13 protein-coding genes are annotated in these 19934 nt (G+C 33.2%); 1 reads left to right on the top strand and 12 read right to left on the bottom strand.

Annotated features, from left to right (window positions below):
* The 9 genes from ccoG to ACXIHB_RS14275 form a co-directional block, all read right to left on the bottom strand.
* A complete protein-coding gene (gene ccoG, locus ACXIHB_RS14315) occupies positions 1-1422 on the bottom strand; it encodes a cytochrome c oxidase accessory protein CcoG (RefSeq protein ID WP_159613875.1) in 1422 nt (473 codons plus the stop codon).
* Positions 1423-1458: 36 nt separating this feature from the next.
* Positions 1459-2382 (bottom strand): cbb3-type cytochrome c oxidase N-terminal domain-containing protein, encoded by a 924-nt coding sequence (locus ACXIHB_RS14310; protein ID WP_047790118.1) that lies wholly within the window; start codon positions 2380-2382, stop codon positions 1459-1461.
* Positions 2383-2396: 14 nt separating this feature from the next.
* Positions 2397-2564, bottom strand: a complete 168-nt coding sequence (locus ACXIHB_RS14305; protein ID WP_047790117.1) for a cytochrome c oxidase subunit IV — start codon at positions 2562-2564, stop codon at positions 2397-2399.
* A gap of 5 nt (positions 2565-2569) precedes the next feature.
* Positions 2570-4771 carry a cytochrome-c oxidase, cbb3-type subunit I gene (ccoN, locus tag ACXIHB_RS14300; protein ID WP_073184496.1) on the bottom strand — a complete coding sequence of 734 codons (2202 nt, stop codon included), beginning with the start codon at positions 4769-4771 and terminating at the stop codon, positions 2570-2572.
* A gap of 33 nt (positions 4772-4804) precedes the next feature.
* Positions 4805-4969, bottom strand: coding sequence for a cbb3-type cytochrome oxidase assembly protein CcoS (gene ccoS, locus ACXIHB_RS14295; protein WP_073184498.1), 165 nt, complete (start codon positions 4967-4969; stop codon positions 4805-4807).
* A gap of 123 nt (positions 4970-5092) precedes the next feature.
* Positions 5093-6454 carry an oxygen-independent coproporphyrinogen III oxidase gene (hemN, locus tag ACXIHB_RS14290; protein ID WP_462098502.1) on the bottom strand — a complete coding sequence of 454 codons (1362 nt, stop codon included), beginning with the start codon at positions 6452-6454 and terminating at the stop codon, positions 5093-5095.
* Between the two features lie 53 nt (positions 6455-6507).
* Positions 6508-7206 carry a purine-nucleoside phosphorylase gene (deoD, locus tag ACXIHB_RS14285; protein WP_159613869.1) on the bottom strand — a complete coding sequence of 233 codons (699 nt, stop codon included), beginning with the start codon at positions 7204-7206 and terminating at the stop codon, positions 6508-6510.
* Positions 7207-7245: 39 nt separating this feature from the next.
* A complete protein-coding gene (deoC, locus tag ACXIHB_RS14280; RefSeq protein ID WP_349265119.1) occupies positions 7246-7911 on the bottom strand; it encodes a deoxyribose-phosphate aldolase in 666 nt (221 codons plus the stop codon).
* 4 nt (positions 7912-7915) lie between these two features.
* A complete protein-coding gene (locus tag ACXIHB_RS14275; protein ID WP_462098501.1) occupies positions 7916-10288 on the bottom strand; it encodes a heavy metal translocating P-type ATPase in 2373 nt (790 codons plus the stop codon).
* Positions 10289-10392: 104 nt separating this feature from the next.
* Here ACXIHB_RS14275 and ACXIHB_RS14270 point away from each other — a divergent pair, with 104 nt between their 5' ends.
* A complete protein-coding gene (locus tag ACXIHB_RS14270) occupies positions 10393-11079 on the top strand; it encodes a Crp/Fnr family transcriptional regulator (protein ID WP_159493735.1) in 687 nt (228 codons plus the stop codon).
* Positions 11080-11113: 34 nt separating this feature from the next.
* Here ACXIHB_RS14270 and ACXIHB_RS14265 read toward each other — a convergent pair whose 3' ends face one another.
* The 3 genes from ACXIHB_RS14265 to rpoB form a co-directional block, all read right to left on the bottom strand.
* Positions 11114-11425 (bottom strand): DUF3467 domain-containing protein, encoded by a 312-nt coding sequence (locus ACXIHB_RS14265; RefSeq protein WP_047790111.1) that lies wholly within the window; start codon positions 11423-11425, stop codon positions 11114-11116.
* Positions 11426-11517: 92 nt separating this feature from the next.
* Positions 11518-15792, bottom strand: a complete 4275-nt coding sequence (gene rpoC, locus ACXIHB_RS14260) for a DNA-directed RNA polymerase subunit beta' (RefSeq protein ID WP_462098500.1) — start codon at positions 15790-15792, stop codon at positions 11518-11520.
* A 98-nt stretch (positions 15793-15890) separates the two neighbouring features.
* Positions 15891-19700, bottom strand: a complete 3810-nt coding sequence (gene rpoB, locus ACXIHB_RS14255; RefSeq protein WP_047790109.1) for a DNA-directed RNA polymerase subunit beta — start codon at positions 19698-19700, stop codon at positions 15891-15893.
* Positions 19701-19934: the final 234 nt, after the last annotated feature.

The following is a 19934-nucleotide window of genomic DNA, read 5'->3' as shown; positions in this document are numbered from 1 at the left end:
TTATCTATAACTTCTTGGTCCTAAAAAGTTGGTTGTAGTAGTTTCAATAAGTTTATCTCCACTATACACTCCTATTTTTAGTTTTTCTTTTTCATTTTTCATTTCAGACTGATGTAACTCTATAAATAAGGTTCCTTCTGCTAATCCTTGTTTAGGTACTTCAAAATCTTGATGTGTTACTGTTTCTATTTTTCCTTTATGAGATAACAATTTATAACTCACATTATCTATTTGTTTTGTTGTTTTATTTACTACTTTAAAAGTGTAAATATTACTAATAACTCCGTTTTCTTTGTGTTGATACAACTGACCTGGCAATCGTAAAATTGTTGCTTCTACATCGTTCCTCAAAAACAGCATCCCTATTAAAATTCCTATTAAAATAAACAAAACTGCTGAGTACCCTTTCATTCTTGCAGTGAATTTAAAAGGTGCTTTCTTTACAATATTTTCTTCACTTGCATAACGAATAAGTCCTTTTGGCAATCCTACCTTTTCCATCATATGGTCACATTCATCAATACAAGCTGTACAGTTTACACATTCTAATTGCGTACCGTTTCGAATATCTATTCCTGTAGGACATACATGCACACATTGAAAACAATCTATACAATCTCCTTTTCCAGACGCTGCTCTATCTTCTTTTTTATTAAACTTTCCTCTCCCTGCTTTTCCTTCTCCTCTTACATGATCGTAAGCCACATTAATAGTTTTATTATCTAACAGCACTCCTTGCAGTCTACCATAAGGGCAAGCTATAATGCAAACTTGCTCTCTAAACCATGCAAAAATAAAATAGAAAACTCCTGTAAAAATTAGCAATGATATTAAAGTACTAATATGGTCTAATGGGTTACCTGTTATGTAACTTATTAATTTATCACTTCCTATTAAATATGCTAAGAAAACGTTTGCTATAATAAAAGAGATGATAAAAAAGACTATCCATTTTAAGACTCTTTTTCTTATTTTTTCTGCATTCCAAGCTTGTTTTGCTAAACGAATTTGTTTTCCTCTATCTCCCTCTATTAAATATTCAATTTTCCTAAAAACCATTTCTAAGAAAATAGTTTGCGGACAAATCCAACCGCAAAAAATTCGACCAAAAACAACAGTAAATAGAATGATAAACACCACTCCTATTATCATTGAAATCACCATTAAATGAAAGTCTTGTGGCCAAAAAGGAAATCCGAAAATGTTAAATTTACGTTCTAAAACATTAAATAGTAAAAACTGATTTCCGTTAATTTTAATAAACGGTGCTAGTAATAAAAACGCTAATAAAAAATAGCTTATATAACTTCGATACTTATAAAACTTTCCACTTGGTTTTTTTGGAAACACCCAAGCCCTTTTTCCTTCATCATTTATAGTACCAATACTATCTCTGAATTGTTCATTTTTGGGTGTTTCCATAATCAACTATTAAAAACTAATTTGTAACTTCTATTTTTATTGAATACTATCTTTTACTTGCTCTTCTACTGGTTCTGCAACAGTTGATGCTTGACCTTCTTCTTTATATAACTCTCCTTGAGGTTCTTTTGGTTTTGCTGGAGTAGTTCCTTGTAAAGAAATTATATAACTCGCAACCTTTTGAATGTCTTTAGGTTTTAATGTTTTGTTCCAAGCAACCATACCTTTACCGTCTCTACCTCCATTAGCAACTGTATTAAAAATATTCTTCATTCCTCCTCCTAAAATCCAATATTCATCTGTCAGATTAGGTCCTATACCTCCTCCTCCATCAGCCATATGACATGCTGCACAGTTTAAATTAAATACAGCTTTACCTCTACTTAAATCGGCATCAGAAGTTAATACTGTAGCAGTTTCAGCATCAATAATAGCTTCCTTTGAGTTTGATTTAAATGCTGCTAATTCTCTTTTAGCTTCTGCTACTGCTTGAGCATACTCCATTTCTTGGTTATCTGCTCCTAATACATGATATCTTACTAAATATACTGCTGCAAAAATGATTGTTGCATAGAACATATATAGCCACCATGGTGGTAAGTTATTGTCTAACTCTTTAATTCCATCATAATTATGATCAAGAATAATTTCATCTTCTTGCTCAATTGCTTTAGCCTCTGTCCATTTACTAATAAGTTTTTTAGCCCAAGCCCATTTATCAACTTCTTCTGGTTTAATTCCATCTTTTTCCATTTGAAGTTGCTCTGCTCTTTGCTGAGCCACAATATTTAAAACTTCTTTTAAAACTACAACAGTTATAAGCCCTACAATCGCTATCCAAACTAATGGGTGTTCATATAGACTAAATGGATTTTGATATGATTTAATTGCAGTAGCAATAGCAAAAAAGGTTACTGCAACAAAAATGATATATACTATAGACTGAAAATATTTTTTCATCTTTTTAAATTTTACTAATTATCTAAAGGCAATTCACTTACCCTACTTATATATTCTTTCTTGGCTGTAAATACCCACCAAAACAACACTACAAAAAATGTAAAGAATATGGTTAGTGAAATAATTGGGTATATTTCAATACCTGCAATAGTTTCCATATGATTTTTTACAAACTTTAACATAATTTCTAGTTTTTAGCGCTTAATTGGTCTTGAACATCTTTAATCTTAATATCGGTACCTAATCGTTGTAAATAAGCGATTAAGGCTACGATTTCCCTATCTTTCATTTCTATGAAAGTTTGTCCATTTTCTTGAGCATACTTTTTATCTGCTTCATAGTTTGTTGCAAAGTCTGGATCAGCATATAAGTTCTCTTGAATTTTAGCTCCTTGCTCTTCCATGCTTGTTTGTGCATTTGCAATATCTTCTTCCGTATAAGGAACTCCTAAGCTAACCATTGCTTTCATTTTGCTTTCGGTATCACTCTTATCTAACTTATTTCTTACTAACCATTGGTATGCTGGCATAATAGATCCCGGAGATGTACTTTGTGGATCATACATATGATTTAAATGCCAACTATCGTTATACTTTCCTCCAACTCTTAATAAATCTGGACCTGTACGTTTAGAACCCCATAAAAACGGATGATCGTATACAAATTCTCCTGCTTTTGCAAATTCTCCATAACGTTCTACTTCCGATCTAAATGGACGTACCATTTGTGAGTGACATCCCACACATCCTTCACGGATATAAATATCTCTACCTTCTAATTCTAGAGGAGTATAAGGTTGTACGCTTGTTATTGTTGGAATATTAGATTTTACTAATAATGTTGGAATAATTTGAACAACTCCTCCTATTAAAATCGCCACTGTAGCATATATAGTTAATTTTACAGGCCTTCTTTCTAACCAAGTATGCCAACCTTCTTTAGAAGTTCTGTATTTAGATACTTTTGTTAATGCCGCTGCTTCTGCTAGTTCATCTGTTACTCCACTTCCTGATCTTACCGTTTTAACAATGTTATATAACATTACAAATGCTCCAAGGATAAATAAGCTTCCTCCAATAGCACGCATCCAATACATTGGAATAATTTCGTTTACTGTTTCTAAGAAGTTACCATAAGTTAACGTTCCATCTGGATTAAACTGTTTCCACATTGAAGCTTGCACAAATCCTGCAACATACATTGGTAATGCATACATAATAATACCTAAAGTTCCAATCCAGAAATGGAAGTTAGCCAATGCTGTAGAGTATAATTTTGTTTTGAACATTCTTGGTACTAACCAGTATAACATACCGAAAGTTAAGAATCCGTTCCAAGCTAAGGCTCCTACGTGTACGTGAGCGATAATCCAATCACTAAAGTGCGCAATTGCATTTACATTCTTTAATGATAACATTGGTCCCTCAAAAGTTGCCATACCATAACCTGTAATTGCAACTACCATGAATTTTAATACTGGATCTACTCTTACTTTATCCCAAGCTCCACGAAGAGTTAACAATCCGTTAATCATACCTCCCCAAGATGGTGCAATTAACATTACTGAGAACGCAACTCCTAAATTTTGAGCCCAATCTGGTAATGATGTATATAATAAGTGGTGAGGCCCTGCCCAGATGTAGATAAAAATTAATGACCAAAAGTGCACAATAGATAACCTATATGAATATACTGGACGATTAGCCGCTTTAGGAACAAAGTAATACATTAATCCTAAGAACGGAGTCGTTAAGAAGAATGCCACAGCGTTGTGTCCGTACCACCATTGTACCAGTGCATCTTGAACCCCTGCATACACAGAATAACTTTTCATGAAACTTACTGGCAACTCTAAACTATTAAAAATATGTAATACTGCTACGGTTACAAAAGTTCCTAGGTAAAACCAAATTGCTACATATAAATGACGTTGTCTTCTTTGTAAGATTGTCCAAATCATGTTAGCACCAAAAGCCACCCAAACTAGGGCTATGGCAATATCGATTGGCCATTCTAATTCAGCGTATTCTTTTGAAGTGGTATACCCTAGCGGAAGTGTTATGGCTGCTGCAACAATTATTAACTGCCATCCCCAAAAGTTAAAGTTACTTAAAAAATCACTCGCCATACGGGCTTTCAGTAATCGCTGTAGTGAGTAGTAAACTCCTGCAAAAATGGCATTTCCAACGAATGCAAAAATTACTGCGTTCGTATGTAATGGTCTTAAACGTCCAAAACTTAACCACGAAATACCGTCAGTTAAATTTGGGAATAAAAACATAAAAGCCAATAACAATCCCACTGAAAAACCTACTATTCCCCATAGTAAGGTTGCGTAGATGAATTTTTTTACGATCTTATTATCGTAATAAAATTGTTGCATTTCCATAATCTATTTGAATTTAATATCTATTGTTAATTGTTAGTTCTTTGTTTCCTCTTTTACCAATTCATCATCAAACAACATGCGAACCGACGGCGTGTACGAATCATCGTACTGCCCTTTTTTTACTGAAACAATAAATGCTATAAAGAAAATAATAGCCACTAAAATACTTAGTGATAATAGTAAGTAAATAACGCTCATATCTTGCCTGATAATTATAGTTCAAAGATACTTGTGAAGATTCTCTTAAAATATGACTTTTGTCATGTTTCAAGTTTTTTACACAAAAAAACTCGAAGAAAAAATCTTCGAGTTATTTATTGTTTAAATTGTCATTGAAAACAGTTGGGTTTCAGGTTGTTTTTTGTGTAACTTTTTATCAAATGCCATACAAATATTACGCACATAGGGTCTTGCTTTTTCTGGAACGGTTAACTTATTCCCTTTTATAGAGACCAAACCATCATCTATCATTTCTTCTAATTTTTCTATATGCGTTTCTATATTGTCAATCTGTAACTGCTCTTCTTCCCACGAAGTGGAAAAGTGGCACATGATATTTAAAATATGTTTTCTAATTTTTAAATCTTCTTCAGATAATATATGACCTCTAAACACAGGAATTTCTCCTTCGTTTACAACGCTTTCATACTCTTTTACCGTTTTTACATTTTGTGCAAACCCATACCAAGAATCAGATATTGACGACATTCCTAAACCAATCATTAATTGTGTTTTATTGGCGGTATACCCCATAAAATTACGATGCAACGTTTTCTTTTTTGTGGCTTCATACAAGCTATCAGTAGGTAATGCAAAATGATCCATTCCTATTTCTATGTAACCCATTTCTGCAAACAATTTCTTTCCTATTTCATACAACTCTCGCTTTTCTTCATTTTTTGGTAGGTCATTTTCATTAAATCCTCGCTGTCCAACTCCTTTTACCCACGGAACATGCGCATAACTATAAAACGAAATTCTATCAGGTTCTAGCTCTTTTGTTTTATTAATGGTATGAATTACATTTTCCTTGGTTTGAAACGGAAGTCCAAATACCAAATCGTGACTGATAGATGTATATCCTATTTCTTTTGCCCAATTATGTACGTTTTGAACATTTTCAAAAGGCTGAACTCGATGAATTGCTTCTTGTACTTTTGGATTGTAATCTTGCACTCCAAAACTTACTCGTGTAAATCCTAAGTCATACAAAGTTTGTAGGTGTTCTTTTGTGGTGTTGTTTGGATGCCCTTCAAAACTAAATTCATGATTGGGATGTTTTTCTGCGTTCATAAAAATCCCATCAATTAATCTTTTTAATTGTTTTTCTGAAAAGAATGTTGGAGTCCCTCCTCCTAAATGGATTTCTTTTATTATAGGTGTTTCATCTACCAAATTAACATATAACTGCCATTCTTTTAAAACAGTTTCTATATACGGATCTTCCATTTCATGACGTTTTGTTATATGTTTATGGCATGCACAAAACGTACATAAACTCTCGCAAAATGGTAAGTGAATATATAAGCTAATTCCTTCTGATGAGTTGCTTTCGATAAACGATTGTTTAAAAGTTTTAATCCATTTTTCTTTTGAGAAGCTATCATTCTCCCAATACGGAACGGTTGGATAACTTGTATATCTTGGTCCTGGAATATTATATTTTTGAATAAGTGAATTCATATTCTATGCTACTGTTTTGTTTCATTCTTCATCAAAACCTTTTAAAATGACGATTAAGCCAATTCTAAAGCGATTTCAATCATTTCTTTAAAGGTTTGTTCTCTTTCTTCAGCGGTTGTTCTTTCTCCAGTAACTAAACTATCTGAAATGGTTAAAATTGACAGTGCATTTACTTTATGTTTTGCTGCAACAGTATATAATCCATTTGTTTCCATCTCAACACAAAGCACCCCATAATCTGCCCACTTTTTATAGCTTTCAAATTCATCAGCATAAAACTCATCTGAACTTAAAATATTTCCTGATTTTAGCGGAATTCCTTTGTTTTTTGCTACATCAACTGCTTTTTGGAATAGTTCAAAACTTGCTGTCGGCGCATAGTCGGCTCCGTTGAAACGTATGGTATTTAATCCAGAATTTGTCGATGCTGCCATGGCTATAACAATATCTCTAATTTTTACATCTTCTTGATAAGAACCAGCTGAACCTACTCTTATTAAATTTTTAACTCCATACTCTGTAATTAATTCATGACAATAAATTAATGTGGAAGGAATTCCCATTCCAGTTCCTTGAACAGATATTCGCTTTCCTTGATACGTCCCTGTAAAACCTAGCATTCCACGAACATCATTGTAACACGTTGGATTTTCTAAAAATGTTTCTGCTATCCATTTTGCGCGCATAGGATCACCTGGTAATAAAACAGTTTCTGCTATTTCTCCTTTCTTTGCTTCTATATGTACGCTCATTATTTGTTCTTTTAGATTTTGAGTTATTAAAAACTTATTTTAATACTGATTCTTATCTGAAATACCACTCGTTACTAATGAAACACCTGACGAGGTTCCTAAACGAGTTACTCCCATTTCTATGTACCTCTTAGCTGTTTCAATATCTCTAATACCACCAGCTGCTTTTATCTGTGCTTTTCCATCTACAACACTATCCATTATCGCTACATCTTTAAAAGTAGCCCCTCCAGTACCAAAACCTGTAGATGTTTTTACAAAATCAGCCCCGGCTTCTACCGCTAATTGACTTGCTATTTTTATTTGTTCCTTAGATAGATAACAGTTTTCAAAAATTACTTTTAATATATTTTCTCCTATTTCTTCTTTAATCAACCGAATTTCTTTTTCTACATAATTTTCTTCACCATCTAACAACTTACCTATATTGATAACCATATCTATTTCAGAAGCTCCATTTTTTATACATTCTTTGGCTTCAAAAATTTTAGCTTTGGCAGTCATTCCTCCTAAAGGAAAACCTACTACAGCTGCTATTTTTACATCCGAACCTTTTAACTCTTTGGCTGCCAATTCTACATAACATCCATTTACACAAACTGCATAAAAGTTATGTTTTTTGGCCTCATTACACAGCTTTACTATATCTGCTTTAGTTGCTGTAGCTTTTAATAAAGTATGATCTATATATTTATTAATCTGCATCTTTTTATTTTATTTTTCTACCTAAAATATTGGTAGCTATTGTTGTAAATACTACTACACTAATTGAACTCAACGGCATTAAAATAGCTGCTATTACTGGCATCAACTCCCCCGTTACCGCAAAATAAAGTCCAACAACATTATACATTAAAGATAATAAAAAACAATACTTAATAATTTTTATCGCTTTTTGCGATGCTCTTATATAGTTTCCTATTTCACTAAACTTTGTGGCATCTAAAATAGCATCGCAAGCAGGTGAAAACACATTGATATTTTCCGATAAAGCTATTCCTACATTGCTTTGAGCTAACGCTCCTGCATCATTTAATCCGTCACCAATCATCAATACACTTTTGTTTTTTTCTTGTAGTTCCTCTACATAATGTAGCTTATCTTGCGGTTTTTGATTGAATAAAAATGTTGTTTCTTTAGGTAATAACTCTTCTAAAAACTTCTTTTCTCCTTCATTATCTCCAGAAACTACAGATAATTCATATTTTTTATTTAAGCTTGAAAACAGGTTTTCAACTCCTTTTCTATAAGCATTTTTAAACACAAACTTTCCTTTATACTCATCGTTAACACTAATATGAACCGAAGTATCAAAATTTAATCGTTCTTCTGCATTTTTTACAAAAGAAGACGAACCTATTTTTAATCTTGTTTGTTGATAACTTGTCTCAATTCCCTTTCCTACATATTCTTGGTAATTATCAACTGGTAACATTTCTTCTTCTAAAGAAGCATATAACATTCTACTTAGTGGATGATTTGAAGCTCTTAATGAGCTTTTTAATATCGCTTTTTGGAGTTTATTTAGATCTTCACCTTTATATGTTATCGTATTTTCTTTATTGGTGGTAAGCGTACCTGTTTTATCAAAAATAACTGAGTTTATAGCTGCTAATTGTTCTACTACTGTAGCATTCTTTAAATAAAATTTCTTTCTCCCAAAGATTCGTAGGATATTCCCTAAAGTAAACGGTGCTGCTAAGGCTATGGCACAAGGACATGCAATAATTAGTACTGACGTAAATACGTTTAATGCTACACTTGAATCATAGTATAACCAAAATGCTGTAGACAAAAACGCTATTGACAATACGATGATGGTAAAATTCTTACTGATTTTATCAGTTAGCGTTTTAAACGATGAATTTTTATCTTTTTGAAATACATCATTACTCCACAACTGTGTTAAATAGCTTTGTGAAACCGAAGCTAGTACCTCCATCTCTATACTTCCTGACAGTTGCTTTCCTCCTGCAAATAATTTATCTCCTGACTTTTTATTTACAGGAACAGCCTCACCTGTAACAAAGCTGTAATCTATTTTTGCTTCTCCATTAATTAAAATTCCATCAACAGGAATTAATTCTTGGTTTCTAATTAATAGTCTGTCTCCTTTATTGACATCATAGATTTGCGTGTTTTCTTCTTTTTTATCCGTAGTTATTCTTGTTACTGCAATTGGGAAGTACGATTTGTAATCGCGTTCGAATGACAAGAAATTATAAGTTTTTTGTTGAAAAAACTTCCCTAGTAATAAGAAGAACACTAGCCCTGTTAAACTATCAAAAAAGCCTGTCCCTAAATCCAACATAATCTCTGCTGTACTACGTACAAATAGCACTAAAATTCCAAGAGCAATAGGAACATCAATGTTTAAAATTTTAGAGCGAATTCCTTTGTATGCTGAAATAAAATAATCAACTCCAGCATAAAACACTACAGGTAACGAAAATATAAACATTAACCAACGGAAGATTCCTTTGTATTGCTCTAACCAATATTCTGATACTTCAAAATACTCCGGAAATGATAAAAACATAACATTTCCAAAAGCAAAACCTGCTATTCCTAGTTTATAAATTAAACTACGGTCTACCTTCTTTTTCCCTACCTCATAATCTTCAAGGCTTATGTAAGGTTCATAACCAATAGAACTTAATAGTAATACTATTTCTTTAAGTGATGTTTTTTCGGAATTGTAAGTAATTCGTACTGTTTTCTTTGGGAAATTAACTTGAGATGAAGATACAAACTCTTGTAGTTTGTGTAAGTTTTCTAATACCCAAATACATGAACTACAATGTATATGTGGAATGTATAAATTTACCACTTGTACATTACCATCGTTAAACTCTAATAGTTTATCTACAATGGATTCATTATCCAAGAAATCATATTTTCCTTGTATCTCTTCAGGTATTGCTCCTGGGTTGTTTTGAAAATCGTAATAACAAGTTAAATCGTTCTCTGAAAAAATTTCATAAACCGTTTTGCATCCATTACAACAGAAAAATTTATCTTCTTTTGTAATTGTTTTTGTGTCGCACTCGTTACCACAATGAAAACATGTTGTGCTTTCCATATTTACTCTTTTGCCTAGTACAAATGTCGGATAACATCTCAAATTAAAACATGATAATTGTCAGGTTTTCCGTATATTTGAGTAGCAAAAAAAAGGGCATATCTATGAGCAAGTGTGAGCAATGTATCATCAGAGAATTTAATTCTTTAAAGGCTTTAACAAAAGATGAATTGATAAGAATAACAGGATGTAAAACGTCTAAAAAAATAAAAAAAGGAGAAGTTCTCTTTGATGAAGGCGAATACATAAATGGTGTTTTTTGTGTTAAAGACGGTGTTTGTAAAGTGTCTAAAATGAGTGATAATGGTAGAGACCAAATTATTCATTTAATAAAAAAAGGAGATATTTTAGGAGAGCGAAGTTTGATTAACAATGAAGCTTCCAATTTAAAAGCTATTGCCGTTAATGATATGGAAGTATGTTTTATTCCTAAAGAAGAAATTATTAGAGATTTAGAAAACAACTCTAACTTTTCTATGGACATTTTGAAAAAAATGGCCAATTCTTTAAAGAAAGCAGATGATATTATAGTAGATATGGCTCAAAAAACCGTAAAACAACGTTTAGCTGCTACTCTTTTGCTTTTAGACTCTAAGTTTGACAAGAACGAAAATGGCTCTATAAATATTAATTTATCTCGAGAAGATATGGCTAATATTATTGGAACAGCAACGGAAAGTGCTATTCGTTTACTTTCAGAGTTTAAAAAGAAAAAACTAATTGATTTAAAGGGTAAAGAAATTTTTATAACCGATTTAAAAGCTTTAAAAGAGCTTTCAGAAGGTTTTTAAAACAAAAAAATCGTCTATATAGACGATTTTTTTTTTAAGCTTCCCCTGTGGTTCCACCAAAGTTCATTGGAATTGGTGGTTGCTCATAATCTTTTATTTCTCCATGTGCTTGTTCAAACTTACGAATATTATCTGCTAATGCTTTCGATAAACGTTTAGCATGCTGTGGTGTTAAGATTATTCTTGATTTTACTTTTGCCTTAGGAACTCCTGGCATAATATTAATAAAATCTACTATAAACTCAGAAACTGAATGGTTTATAATAGCTAAATTACTATACGTTCCTTCTGCTATTTCTTGGTCTAGCTCTATATTTAATTGCGGCTCTTTCTTATTGTCTTCCATAATTAAGTCTCTTAATATATTTTAGTTAAAAAAATAAGGGTTTAGAGTTCTAAGAACTCTAAACCCTTGATATTATTTATAAACTTAAGTTTTTATAAACTTTGTTCAATCTCATCCTTAGGTCCAACTACGATATCTTCGTAAGCTCTCATTCCTGTACCTGCTGGTATACGTTTACCAACAATTACGTTTTCTTTTAATCCTTCTAAGGTATCAATTTTACCATTTACAGCGGCTTCATTTAATACTTTAGTTGTTTCCTGGAATGATGCAGCTGAGATAAATGACTTCGTTTGTAACGATGCTCTTGTAATACCTTGTAATACTTGCTCAGCTGTTGCTGGTTGAGCATCACGTGCTACTACTAAGTTTTTATCTTCTCTACGTAATAAAGAGTTTTCATCTCTTAATTGACGGGCTGAAACTATTTGTCCTGGTTTCAAGTTAGCAGAATCTCCTGAGTCTTCAACAACTTTCATTCCGTAAATAGCATCATTTTCTTTGATGAAATCCGTTTTATGAACTAATTGATTTTCTAAGAATAAAGTATCTCCTGAATCAATAATCCTAACTTTACGCATCATTTGACGTACTACTACTTCAAAGTGCTTGTCGTTAATTTTTACCCCTTGTAAACGGTATACTTCTTGGATCTCGTTTACTAAGTATTCTTGAACTGCTGAAGGTCCTTTGATATTTAAGATATCAATAGGAGTAATTGCTCCATCAGATAATGGCATTCCTGCTTTGATAAAGTCGTTTTCTTGAACTAAGATTTGATTAGATAACTTAATTAAGTATTTCTTAATCTCTCCTGTTTTAGATTCGATAATAATTTCACGGTTACCACGCTTAATCTTACCAAATGACACAACTCCATCAATTTGTGCTACTACAGCTGGGTTAGAAGGGTTACGCGCTTCGAATAACTCAGTTACACGTGGTAAACCTCCTGTAATATCTCCTGCTTTACCAGACTTACGAGGAATCTTAACTAATGTTTTACCAGTTTCTACTTTATCTCCATCATTTACCATTAAATGAGCTCCTACAGGTAAACTATACGAACGTAAAGCATTACCATCAGCATCTTCAATAATTAATGAAGGAATGATTTTTTTATTCTTAGAATCTGTTATTACTTTTTCTTGGAATCCTGTTTGTTCATCGACTTCTACAGAATAGTTAATTCCTTGTTCTAAATTGTCGAACTTAACTTTACCTCCAAATTCAGAAACAATAACTCCGTTAAATGGATCCCATTGACATACTGCATCTCCTTTCTTGATCGTCTTTCTTTCTTTATCAAAGATAATAGAACCGTAAGGAATTATGTTAGTACTTAATACGATGCCTGTTTTCTTATCAGTAATTTTAATTTCTGCAGTACGAGAAATTACGATATCTACTTCTTCGCCTGCTGAATCTTTACCTTTTACAGTACGTAAGTCATCAATAGTTACAGAACCGTCGAATTTTGCGATTAACTTATTGTCTTCAGAAATGTTTCCTGCTACCCCTCCAACGTGGAATGTACGTAATGTTAACTGTGTACCTGGTTCTCCAATAGACTGTGCAGCAATTACACCAACTGCTTCACCTCTTTGAACTTTTTGACCTGTTGATAAACTTTGCCCGTAACATTTCTCACAAATTCCTCTTTCAGATTCACATGTTAATGCTGAACGAACTTCAACTTTATCTACGCCTGATGCTTCAATTTTGTCAGCTAAAATTGGAGTAATCAACTCTCCTGCTTCAACTAATAATTCATCTGTAGTTGGAGCATAAACATCATATAATGCTGTACGTCCTGAAATTCTTTCACTTAAAGGTTCAACGATTTCATCGTTTTTCTTTAAGGCAGAAACTTCTAATCCTCTTAATGTACCACAATCTTCTTCGTTTACGATAACATCTTGAGATACGTCTACTAAACGACGTGTTAAATATCCTGCATCGGCTGTTTTTAATGCGGTATCGGCAAGTCCTTTACGTGCACCGTGCGTAGAGATAAAGTATTCTAAAATTGATAACCCTTCTTTAAAGTTCGATAAAATTGGGTTTTCAATAATTTCTCCACCTCCTGCGGTCGATTTTTTAGGTTTTGCCATTAATCCACGCATACCAGTTAACTGACGAATCTGCTCTTTCGATCCACGTGCTCCAGAATCTAACATCATAAACACTGAGTTAAATCCTTGCTGGTCTTCACGTAAACGCTTCATAGATAATTCAGTTAATCGGTTGTTGGTAGATCCCCAAACATCAATTACCTGATTATAACGTTCTTTTTGCGTTAACATACCCATGTTATAATTCATAACAATTCCATCCACTTCTTCGTTCGCTTCAGCAATCATGGTATGTTTTTCTTCCGGAATAATGATATCTCCTAATGAGAAAGATAAACCACCTTGGAAGGCAAATTTATACCCCATTCCTTTGATATCATCTAAGAACTTACCTATTGATGGAATATCTGTTACTTTTAGGATATTACCAATAATTCCACGTAATGATTTCTTTGTTAATACCTCATTAATATACCCTGCTTGTTCAGGTACCACTTCGTTAAATAATACTCTACCAACAGTAGTTTCTATTAATTGAGTTACTAACTCACCATTCTCGTTAAAGTCTTTAGTTCTTACTTTTATTCCAGCATTTAAGTCTACTTGCTCCTCATTATAAGCAATAGTTACTTCTTCTGGAGAATAGAAAGTTAACCCTTCACCTTTAATAGGTACTTCTGGAGTTGACTTTCTTTCTTTTGTCATATAATATAACCCTAAAACCATATCCTGAGATGGTACCGTAATTGGTGCTCCATTTGCAGGGTTTAAAACATTATGAGAAGCTAACATTAATAACTGTGCTTCTAAAATTGCTTCTGGTCCTAATGGTAAGTGAACCGCCATTTGATCCCCATCAAAATCGGCATTAAATGCCGTACATACTAATGGGTGTAAACGAATTGCCTTTCCTTCAATTAATTTTGGTTGGAAAGCTTGAATACCTAAACGGTGTAAGGTAGGGGCACGGTTTAATAAAACAGGGTGTCCTTTAATTACATTTTCTAAGATATCCCAAACAACTGGTTCTTTTCTGTCAATTATTTTCTTTGCAGATTTAACTGTCTTAACAATTCCTCTTTCGATTAACTTACGAATAACGAAAGGTTTGTATAATTCAGCTGCCATATCTTTTGGCAATCCACATTCGTATAATTTTAATTCTGGTCCAACAACAATTACCGAACGTGCAGAGTAATCAACACGTTTACCTAATAAGTTTTGACGGAAACGTCCTTGCTTACCTTTTAAACTATCAGATAATGATTTTAATGGTCTGTTAGACTCTGTTTTTACAGCTGATGATTTACGTGTGTTATCAAATAATGAATCTACTGATTCTTGTAACATACGTTTTTCATTACGTAAAATTACTTCTGGTGCTTTAATTTCCATTAATCGTTTTAAACGATTGTTACGGATAATTACACGACGATATAAATCATTTAAGTCAGAAGTAGCAAAACGACCTCCATCTAATGGTACTAATGGACGTAATTCTGGTGGAATAACCGGAATTACCTTCATAATCATCCATTCTGGATTGTTTTCTCTATTTTTTTGAGAATCTCTGAATGCTTCTACAACATTTAGACGCTTTAATGCTTCATTTTTACGTTGCTTAGAAGTTTCAGTGTTTGCTTTATGACGCAATTGATATGATAACTCGTCTAAATCGATTCTTTCTAATAAATCAATTAAACACTCTGCACCCATTTTAGCGATAAACTTATTAGGGTCAGAATCTTCTAAATACATATTTTCTTGTGGAAGCTCATCTATGATATCTAAGTATTCTTCCTCAGTTAAGAAGTCCATTTTTTGTAATGGTTCTCCTTCGGCATTCTTAGCAATACCTGGTTGAATTACTACGTAACGTTCGTAGTAAATAATCATATCTAACTTCTTAGATGGTAACCCTAAAAGGTATCCCATTTTGTTAGGTAATGATCTAAAGTACCAAATATGTGCAACTGGTACTACTAAGTTAATATGACCTACTCTATCTCTACGTACTTTTTTCTCAGTAACTTCAACACCACAACGGTCACAAACGATACCTTTATATCGAATTCTTTTATATTTACCACACGCACACTCATAGTCTTTTACAGGACCAAAGATACGCTCACAAAACAATCCATCTCTTTCTGGTTTGTGTGTACGGTAGTTTATAGTTTCTGGTTTTAACACCTCTCCTTTAGAAGCCTCTAAAATAGACTCAGGTGATGCTAAACCTATTGAAATTTTGTTAAACTTCTTAACAGTGTATTTTTCGTTTTTTCTTGCCATGATAATGGATTCGAATTAAAAATAAATGTCTTATAATAAGACTGATATTGAAAAAATGATTTGCCTCAGAGCTTACACTCTGAGACATTTCACTGTGATTATTCTTCTAATTTAACGTCTAATCCTAAACCTTTAAGTTCGTGCATTAATACGTTAAATGATTCTGGTAAACCTGGTTCTGGCATTGCTTCTCCTTTAACGATAGACTCGTAAGTTTTTGCTCTACCTAATACATCATCAGACTTAACAGTTAAGATTTCTCGTAAGATACTTGATGCACCATATGCTTCAAGTGCCCATACCTCCATCTCACCAAAACGCTGACCTCCAAACTGTGCTTTACCTCCTAATGGTTGCTGAGTAATTAATGAGTAAGGTCCAATAGAACGCGCGTGCATCTTATCTTCAATCATGTGACCTAACTTAATCATATAAATTACTCCTACCGTTGCAGGCTGATCGAAACGTTTACCTGTACCTCCATCATATAAATATGTGTGTCCGTAACGTGGTATTCCTGCTTCATCAGTTAAAGCATTGATTTGATCAATTTTTGCACCATCAAAAATTGGTGTTGCATACTTTTGACCTAATTTTTGACCTGCCCATCCAAGAACAGTTTCATAAATCTGACCAATGTTCATACGAGATGGTACCCCTAATGGGTTTAATACGATATCTACTGGTGTTCCGTCTTCTAAGAAAGGCATATCTTCTTGACGTACAATACGTGCAACAATACCTTTATTTCCGTGACGTCCTGCCATCTTATCTCCTACTTTTAATTTACGTTTCTTAGCTACATAAATTTTAGCAAGTTTTAAGATACCTGCTGGTAATTCGTCTCCTACAGAGATTGTAAATTTCTCACGACGTAAAACTCCTTGTAGGTCGTTTACTTTAATCTTGTAATTGTGAACTAATTCTACAACTAATTGATTTAAGTCTTTATCAGTAGTCCAAGTTCCACTTAAATGTGTAAAGTCTTCTACAGAGTTTAACATTTTTTGTGTAAACTTTTTACCTTTTGGCAATACTTCTTCTCCTAAGTCGTTATACACTCCTTGAGAAGTTTTTCCTGATACTAAGTTGAATAACTTTTCAACTAAAACATCTTTTAATTCTTCAAACTTAGACACATAAGATGCTTCTAAAGCTGCTATTGCTTCTTTATCACGAGCACGCTTATTCTTATCTTTTACTGCGCGTTTGAATAATTTTTTGTTAATTACAACTCCTCTTAATGATGGAGACGCTTTTAATGATGCATCTTTTACATCTCCTGCTTTATCACCAAAGATAGCACGTAATAACTTTTCTTCTGGAGTAGGGTCAGATTCTCCTTTTGGTGTAATTTTACCAATTAAAATATCACCAGGATTTACTTCTGCTCCAATACGAATCATTCCATTTTCATCTAAGTCTTTTGTAGCCTCTTCAGAAACATTAGGAATATCGTTTGTTAATTCTTCAGCTCCTAATTTAGTATCACGAACATCTAATGAATATTCATCAATATGAATAGAAGTAAAGATATCTTCACGAACTACTTTTTCAGAAATCACAATTGCATCCTCAAAGTTATACCCTTTCCAAGGCATAAAGGCTACTTTCATGTTTCTACCTAAAGCTAATTCTCCTTTTTGTGTTGCATATCCTTCACAAAGTACTTGACCTTCTTCAACTCTATCACCTACTTTTACAATCGGTTTTAAGTTGATATTAGTACCTTGGTTTGTTTTTCTAAACTTAATTAAGTCGTACGACACTTCATCAGAATCAAAGCTAACCATGCGCTCTTCTTCTGTCCTATCGTACTTAATTGTTATTTTATTGGCGTCTACATATTCTACAACTCCTGCTCCTTCAGCATTGATTAAGATACGAGAATCTTTTGCTACTCTACGTTCTAAACCAGTACCAACAATTGGAGACTCTGGACGTAATAATGGAACTGCTTGACGCATCATGTTCGATCCCATCAGTGCACGGTTCGCATCATCATGCTCTAAGAAAGGAATTAATGATGCCGAAATCGAAGCAATTTGATTAGGAGCAACGTCCATATAATTAATTGCTTCAGGGTTTTCCACTGGAAAATCTCCTTCTTCACGTGCAATAACTCTTTCGCTCTCTATTTTACCATCATTTGCTACTGGTAAATTAGATTGAGCAATTTTCATTCCTTCTTCTTCTTCTGCTGATAAATAAATTGGTTCTTCAGAAGAGACTGAACCATTATCTACCTTTTTGTATGGAGTTTCAATGAATCCCATATTATTTACTTTAGCATAAACCGCTAAAGAAGAAATAAGTCCAATGTTTGGTCCTTCAGGTGTTTCAATCGGACATAAACGACCATAATGCGTATAGTGAACGTCACGAACCTCGAAACCTGCTCTTTCACGTGATAAACCTCCAGGTCCTAAAGCTGATAAACGACGCTTATGAGTAATCTCTGCTAATGGATTTGTTTGATCCATAAATTGAGATAACTGGTTGGTACCAAAGAAGGAGTTAATTACTGAAGATAACGTCTTAGCGTTAATTAAGTCGATTGGAGTAAACACCTCATTATCACGAACATTCATTCTCTCACGAATAGTACGTGCCATACGAGCTAAACCTACACCAAATTGACCTGCTAATTGCTCACCAACAGTTCTAACACGACGATTAGATAAGTGATCGATATCATCTACTTCAGCCTTTGAATTGATTAATTCAATTAAGTACTTAATGATTGTAATGATATCATTCTTAGTTAATACTTTTTGATCTAAATCTTCATTTAACTGAAGTTTAGTATTCATTCTAAAACGTCCTACTTCACCTAAACTATAACGTTGCTCTGAGAAGAATAATTTTTCAATAATACCTCTTGCAGTTTCCTCATCTGGCGGTTCAGCATTACGTAATTGTCTATATACATGCTCTACAGCTTCCTTTTCAGAGTTTGTAGGGTCTTTTTGTAATGTATTGTGAATGATGGCATAATCTGCTTGCTGATTGTCTTCTTTATGTAACAAAACTGTTTTTGCACCTGCTTCAATTATTTCATCAATATGTTCTTTTTCTATAATAGTATCACGGTCGAAAATGATTTCGTTACGCTCAATAGAGACAACTTCTCCTGTATCTTCATCTACGAAATCTTCATGCCAAGTTTTTAATACTCTTGCTGCTAATTTACGCCCTAATACTTTCTTTAATCCAGCTTTAGAAACTTTTACTTCTTCAGCTAAATCAAAAATCTCTAAAATATCTTTATCTCTTTCAAAACCTATGGCTCTGAATAACGTTGTTACTGGTAATTTTTTCTTTCTATCAATATAAGCATACATTACTTGATTGATATCGGTAGCAAATTCAATCCAAGAACCTTTGAATGGAATTACTCTTGCAGAGTATAACTTGGTTCCATTAGCGTGGAAAGATTGCCCAAAGAATACACCTGGTGAACGGTGTAATTGTGACACTACAACTCTTTCTGCACCATTAATAATAAAGGTACCAGAGTTTGTCATATAAGGAATTGTACCTAAATACACATCTTGAACGATTGTTTCGAAATCTTCGTGTTCTGGGTCAGTACAATATAATTTTAAACGTGCTTTTAGAGGTACACTGTGAGTTAATCCACGCTCGATACATTCTTGAATGCTATACCTTGGAGGATCTACAAAGTAGTCTAAAAATTCTAATACAAATTGATTACGTGTATCTGTAATCGGGAAGTTATCCATGAAAGTTTTATACAAACCTTCTTCTCCTCGCTCTTCAGCTTTAGTTTGCAATTGGAAGAAATCTTGAAAAGACTTCACCTGAATATCTAAAAAGTCTGGATAATCAGCTCCTAACTGCGATGACGCGAAGTTAATTCTTTCAGTAGTATTTATCGTTGCCAAAAGAGATGCTATTTTTAATTAAAAATATTATTTTTGAAACTTAATTGTTTCAATACTGCAATTTTAATTGCTCTTACTGATTAAAAATCAGCACTTTATAATCGTAAATTCACAAATACAAAAATTGTGAAAAATAAAGAACGAATATATACACAAAATGGTTTAGGCCTAAAAACATGAGTCTTTAGTACCTAAACCTTTATTGTTTTTTCCCGTTTTCTATAATTCGGGAGT

The sequence above is a fragment of the Tenacibaculum sp. IMCC1 genome (genome assembly GCF_054906355.1).
Note: the sequence above shows the minus strand (reverse complement) of the source record. Positions and strands in the feature narration are given on the sequence as shown.

What these genes read in the sequence shown, in the direction of transcription:
- ccoG (WP_159613875.1), bottom strand. Translation starts at nt 1,422, where the DNA reads ATGGAAACACCCAAAAATGAACAATTCAGAGATAGTATTGGTACTATA.
- ACXIHB_RS14310 (WP_047790118.1), bottom strand. Translation starts at nt 2,382, where the DNA reads ATGAAAAAATATTTTCAGTCTATAGTATATATCATTTTTGTTGCAGTA.
- ACXIHB_RS14305 (WP_047790117.1), bottom strand. Translation starts at nt 2,564, where the DNA reads ATGTTAAAGTTTGTAAAAAATCATATGGAAACTATTGCAGGTATTGAA.
- ccoN (WP_073184496.1), bottom strand. Translation starts at nt 4,771, where the DNA reads ATGGAAATGCAACAATTTTATTACGATAATAAGATCGTAAAAAAATTC.
- ccoS (WP_073184498.1), bottom strand. Translation starts at nt 4,969, where the DNA reads ATGAGCGTTATTTACTTACTATTATCACTAAGTATTTTAGTGGCTATT.
- hemN (WP_462098502.1), bottom strand. Translation starts at nt 6,454, where the DNA reads ATGAATTCACTTATTCAAAAATATAATATTCCAGGACCAAGATATACA.
- deoD (WP_159613869.1), bottom strand. Translation starts at nt 7,206, where the DNA reads ATGAGCGTACATATAGAAGCAAAGAAAGGAGAAATAGCAGAAACTGTT.
- deoC (WP_349265119.1), bottom strand. Translation starts at nt 7,911, where the DNA reads ATGCAGATTAATAAATATATAGATCATACTTTATTAAAAGCTACAGCA.
- ACXIHB_RS14275 (WP_462098501.1), bottom strand. Translation starts at nt 10,288, where the DNA reads ATGGAAAGCACAACATGTTTTCATTGTGGTAACGAGTGCGACACAAAA.
- ACXIHB_RS14270 (WP_159493735.1), top strand. Translation starts at nt 10,393, where the DNA reads ATGAGCAAGTGTGAGCAATGTATCATCAGAGAATTTAATTCTTTAAAG.
- ACXIHB_RS14265 (WP_047790111.1), bottom strand. Translation starts at nt 11,425, where the DNA reads ATGGAAGACAATAAGAAAGAGCCGCAATTAAATATAGAGCTAGACCAA.
- rpoC (WP_462098500.1), bottom strand. Translation starts at nt 15,792, where the DNA reads ATGGCAAGAAAAAACGAAAAATACACTGTTAAGAAGTTTAACAAAATT.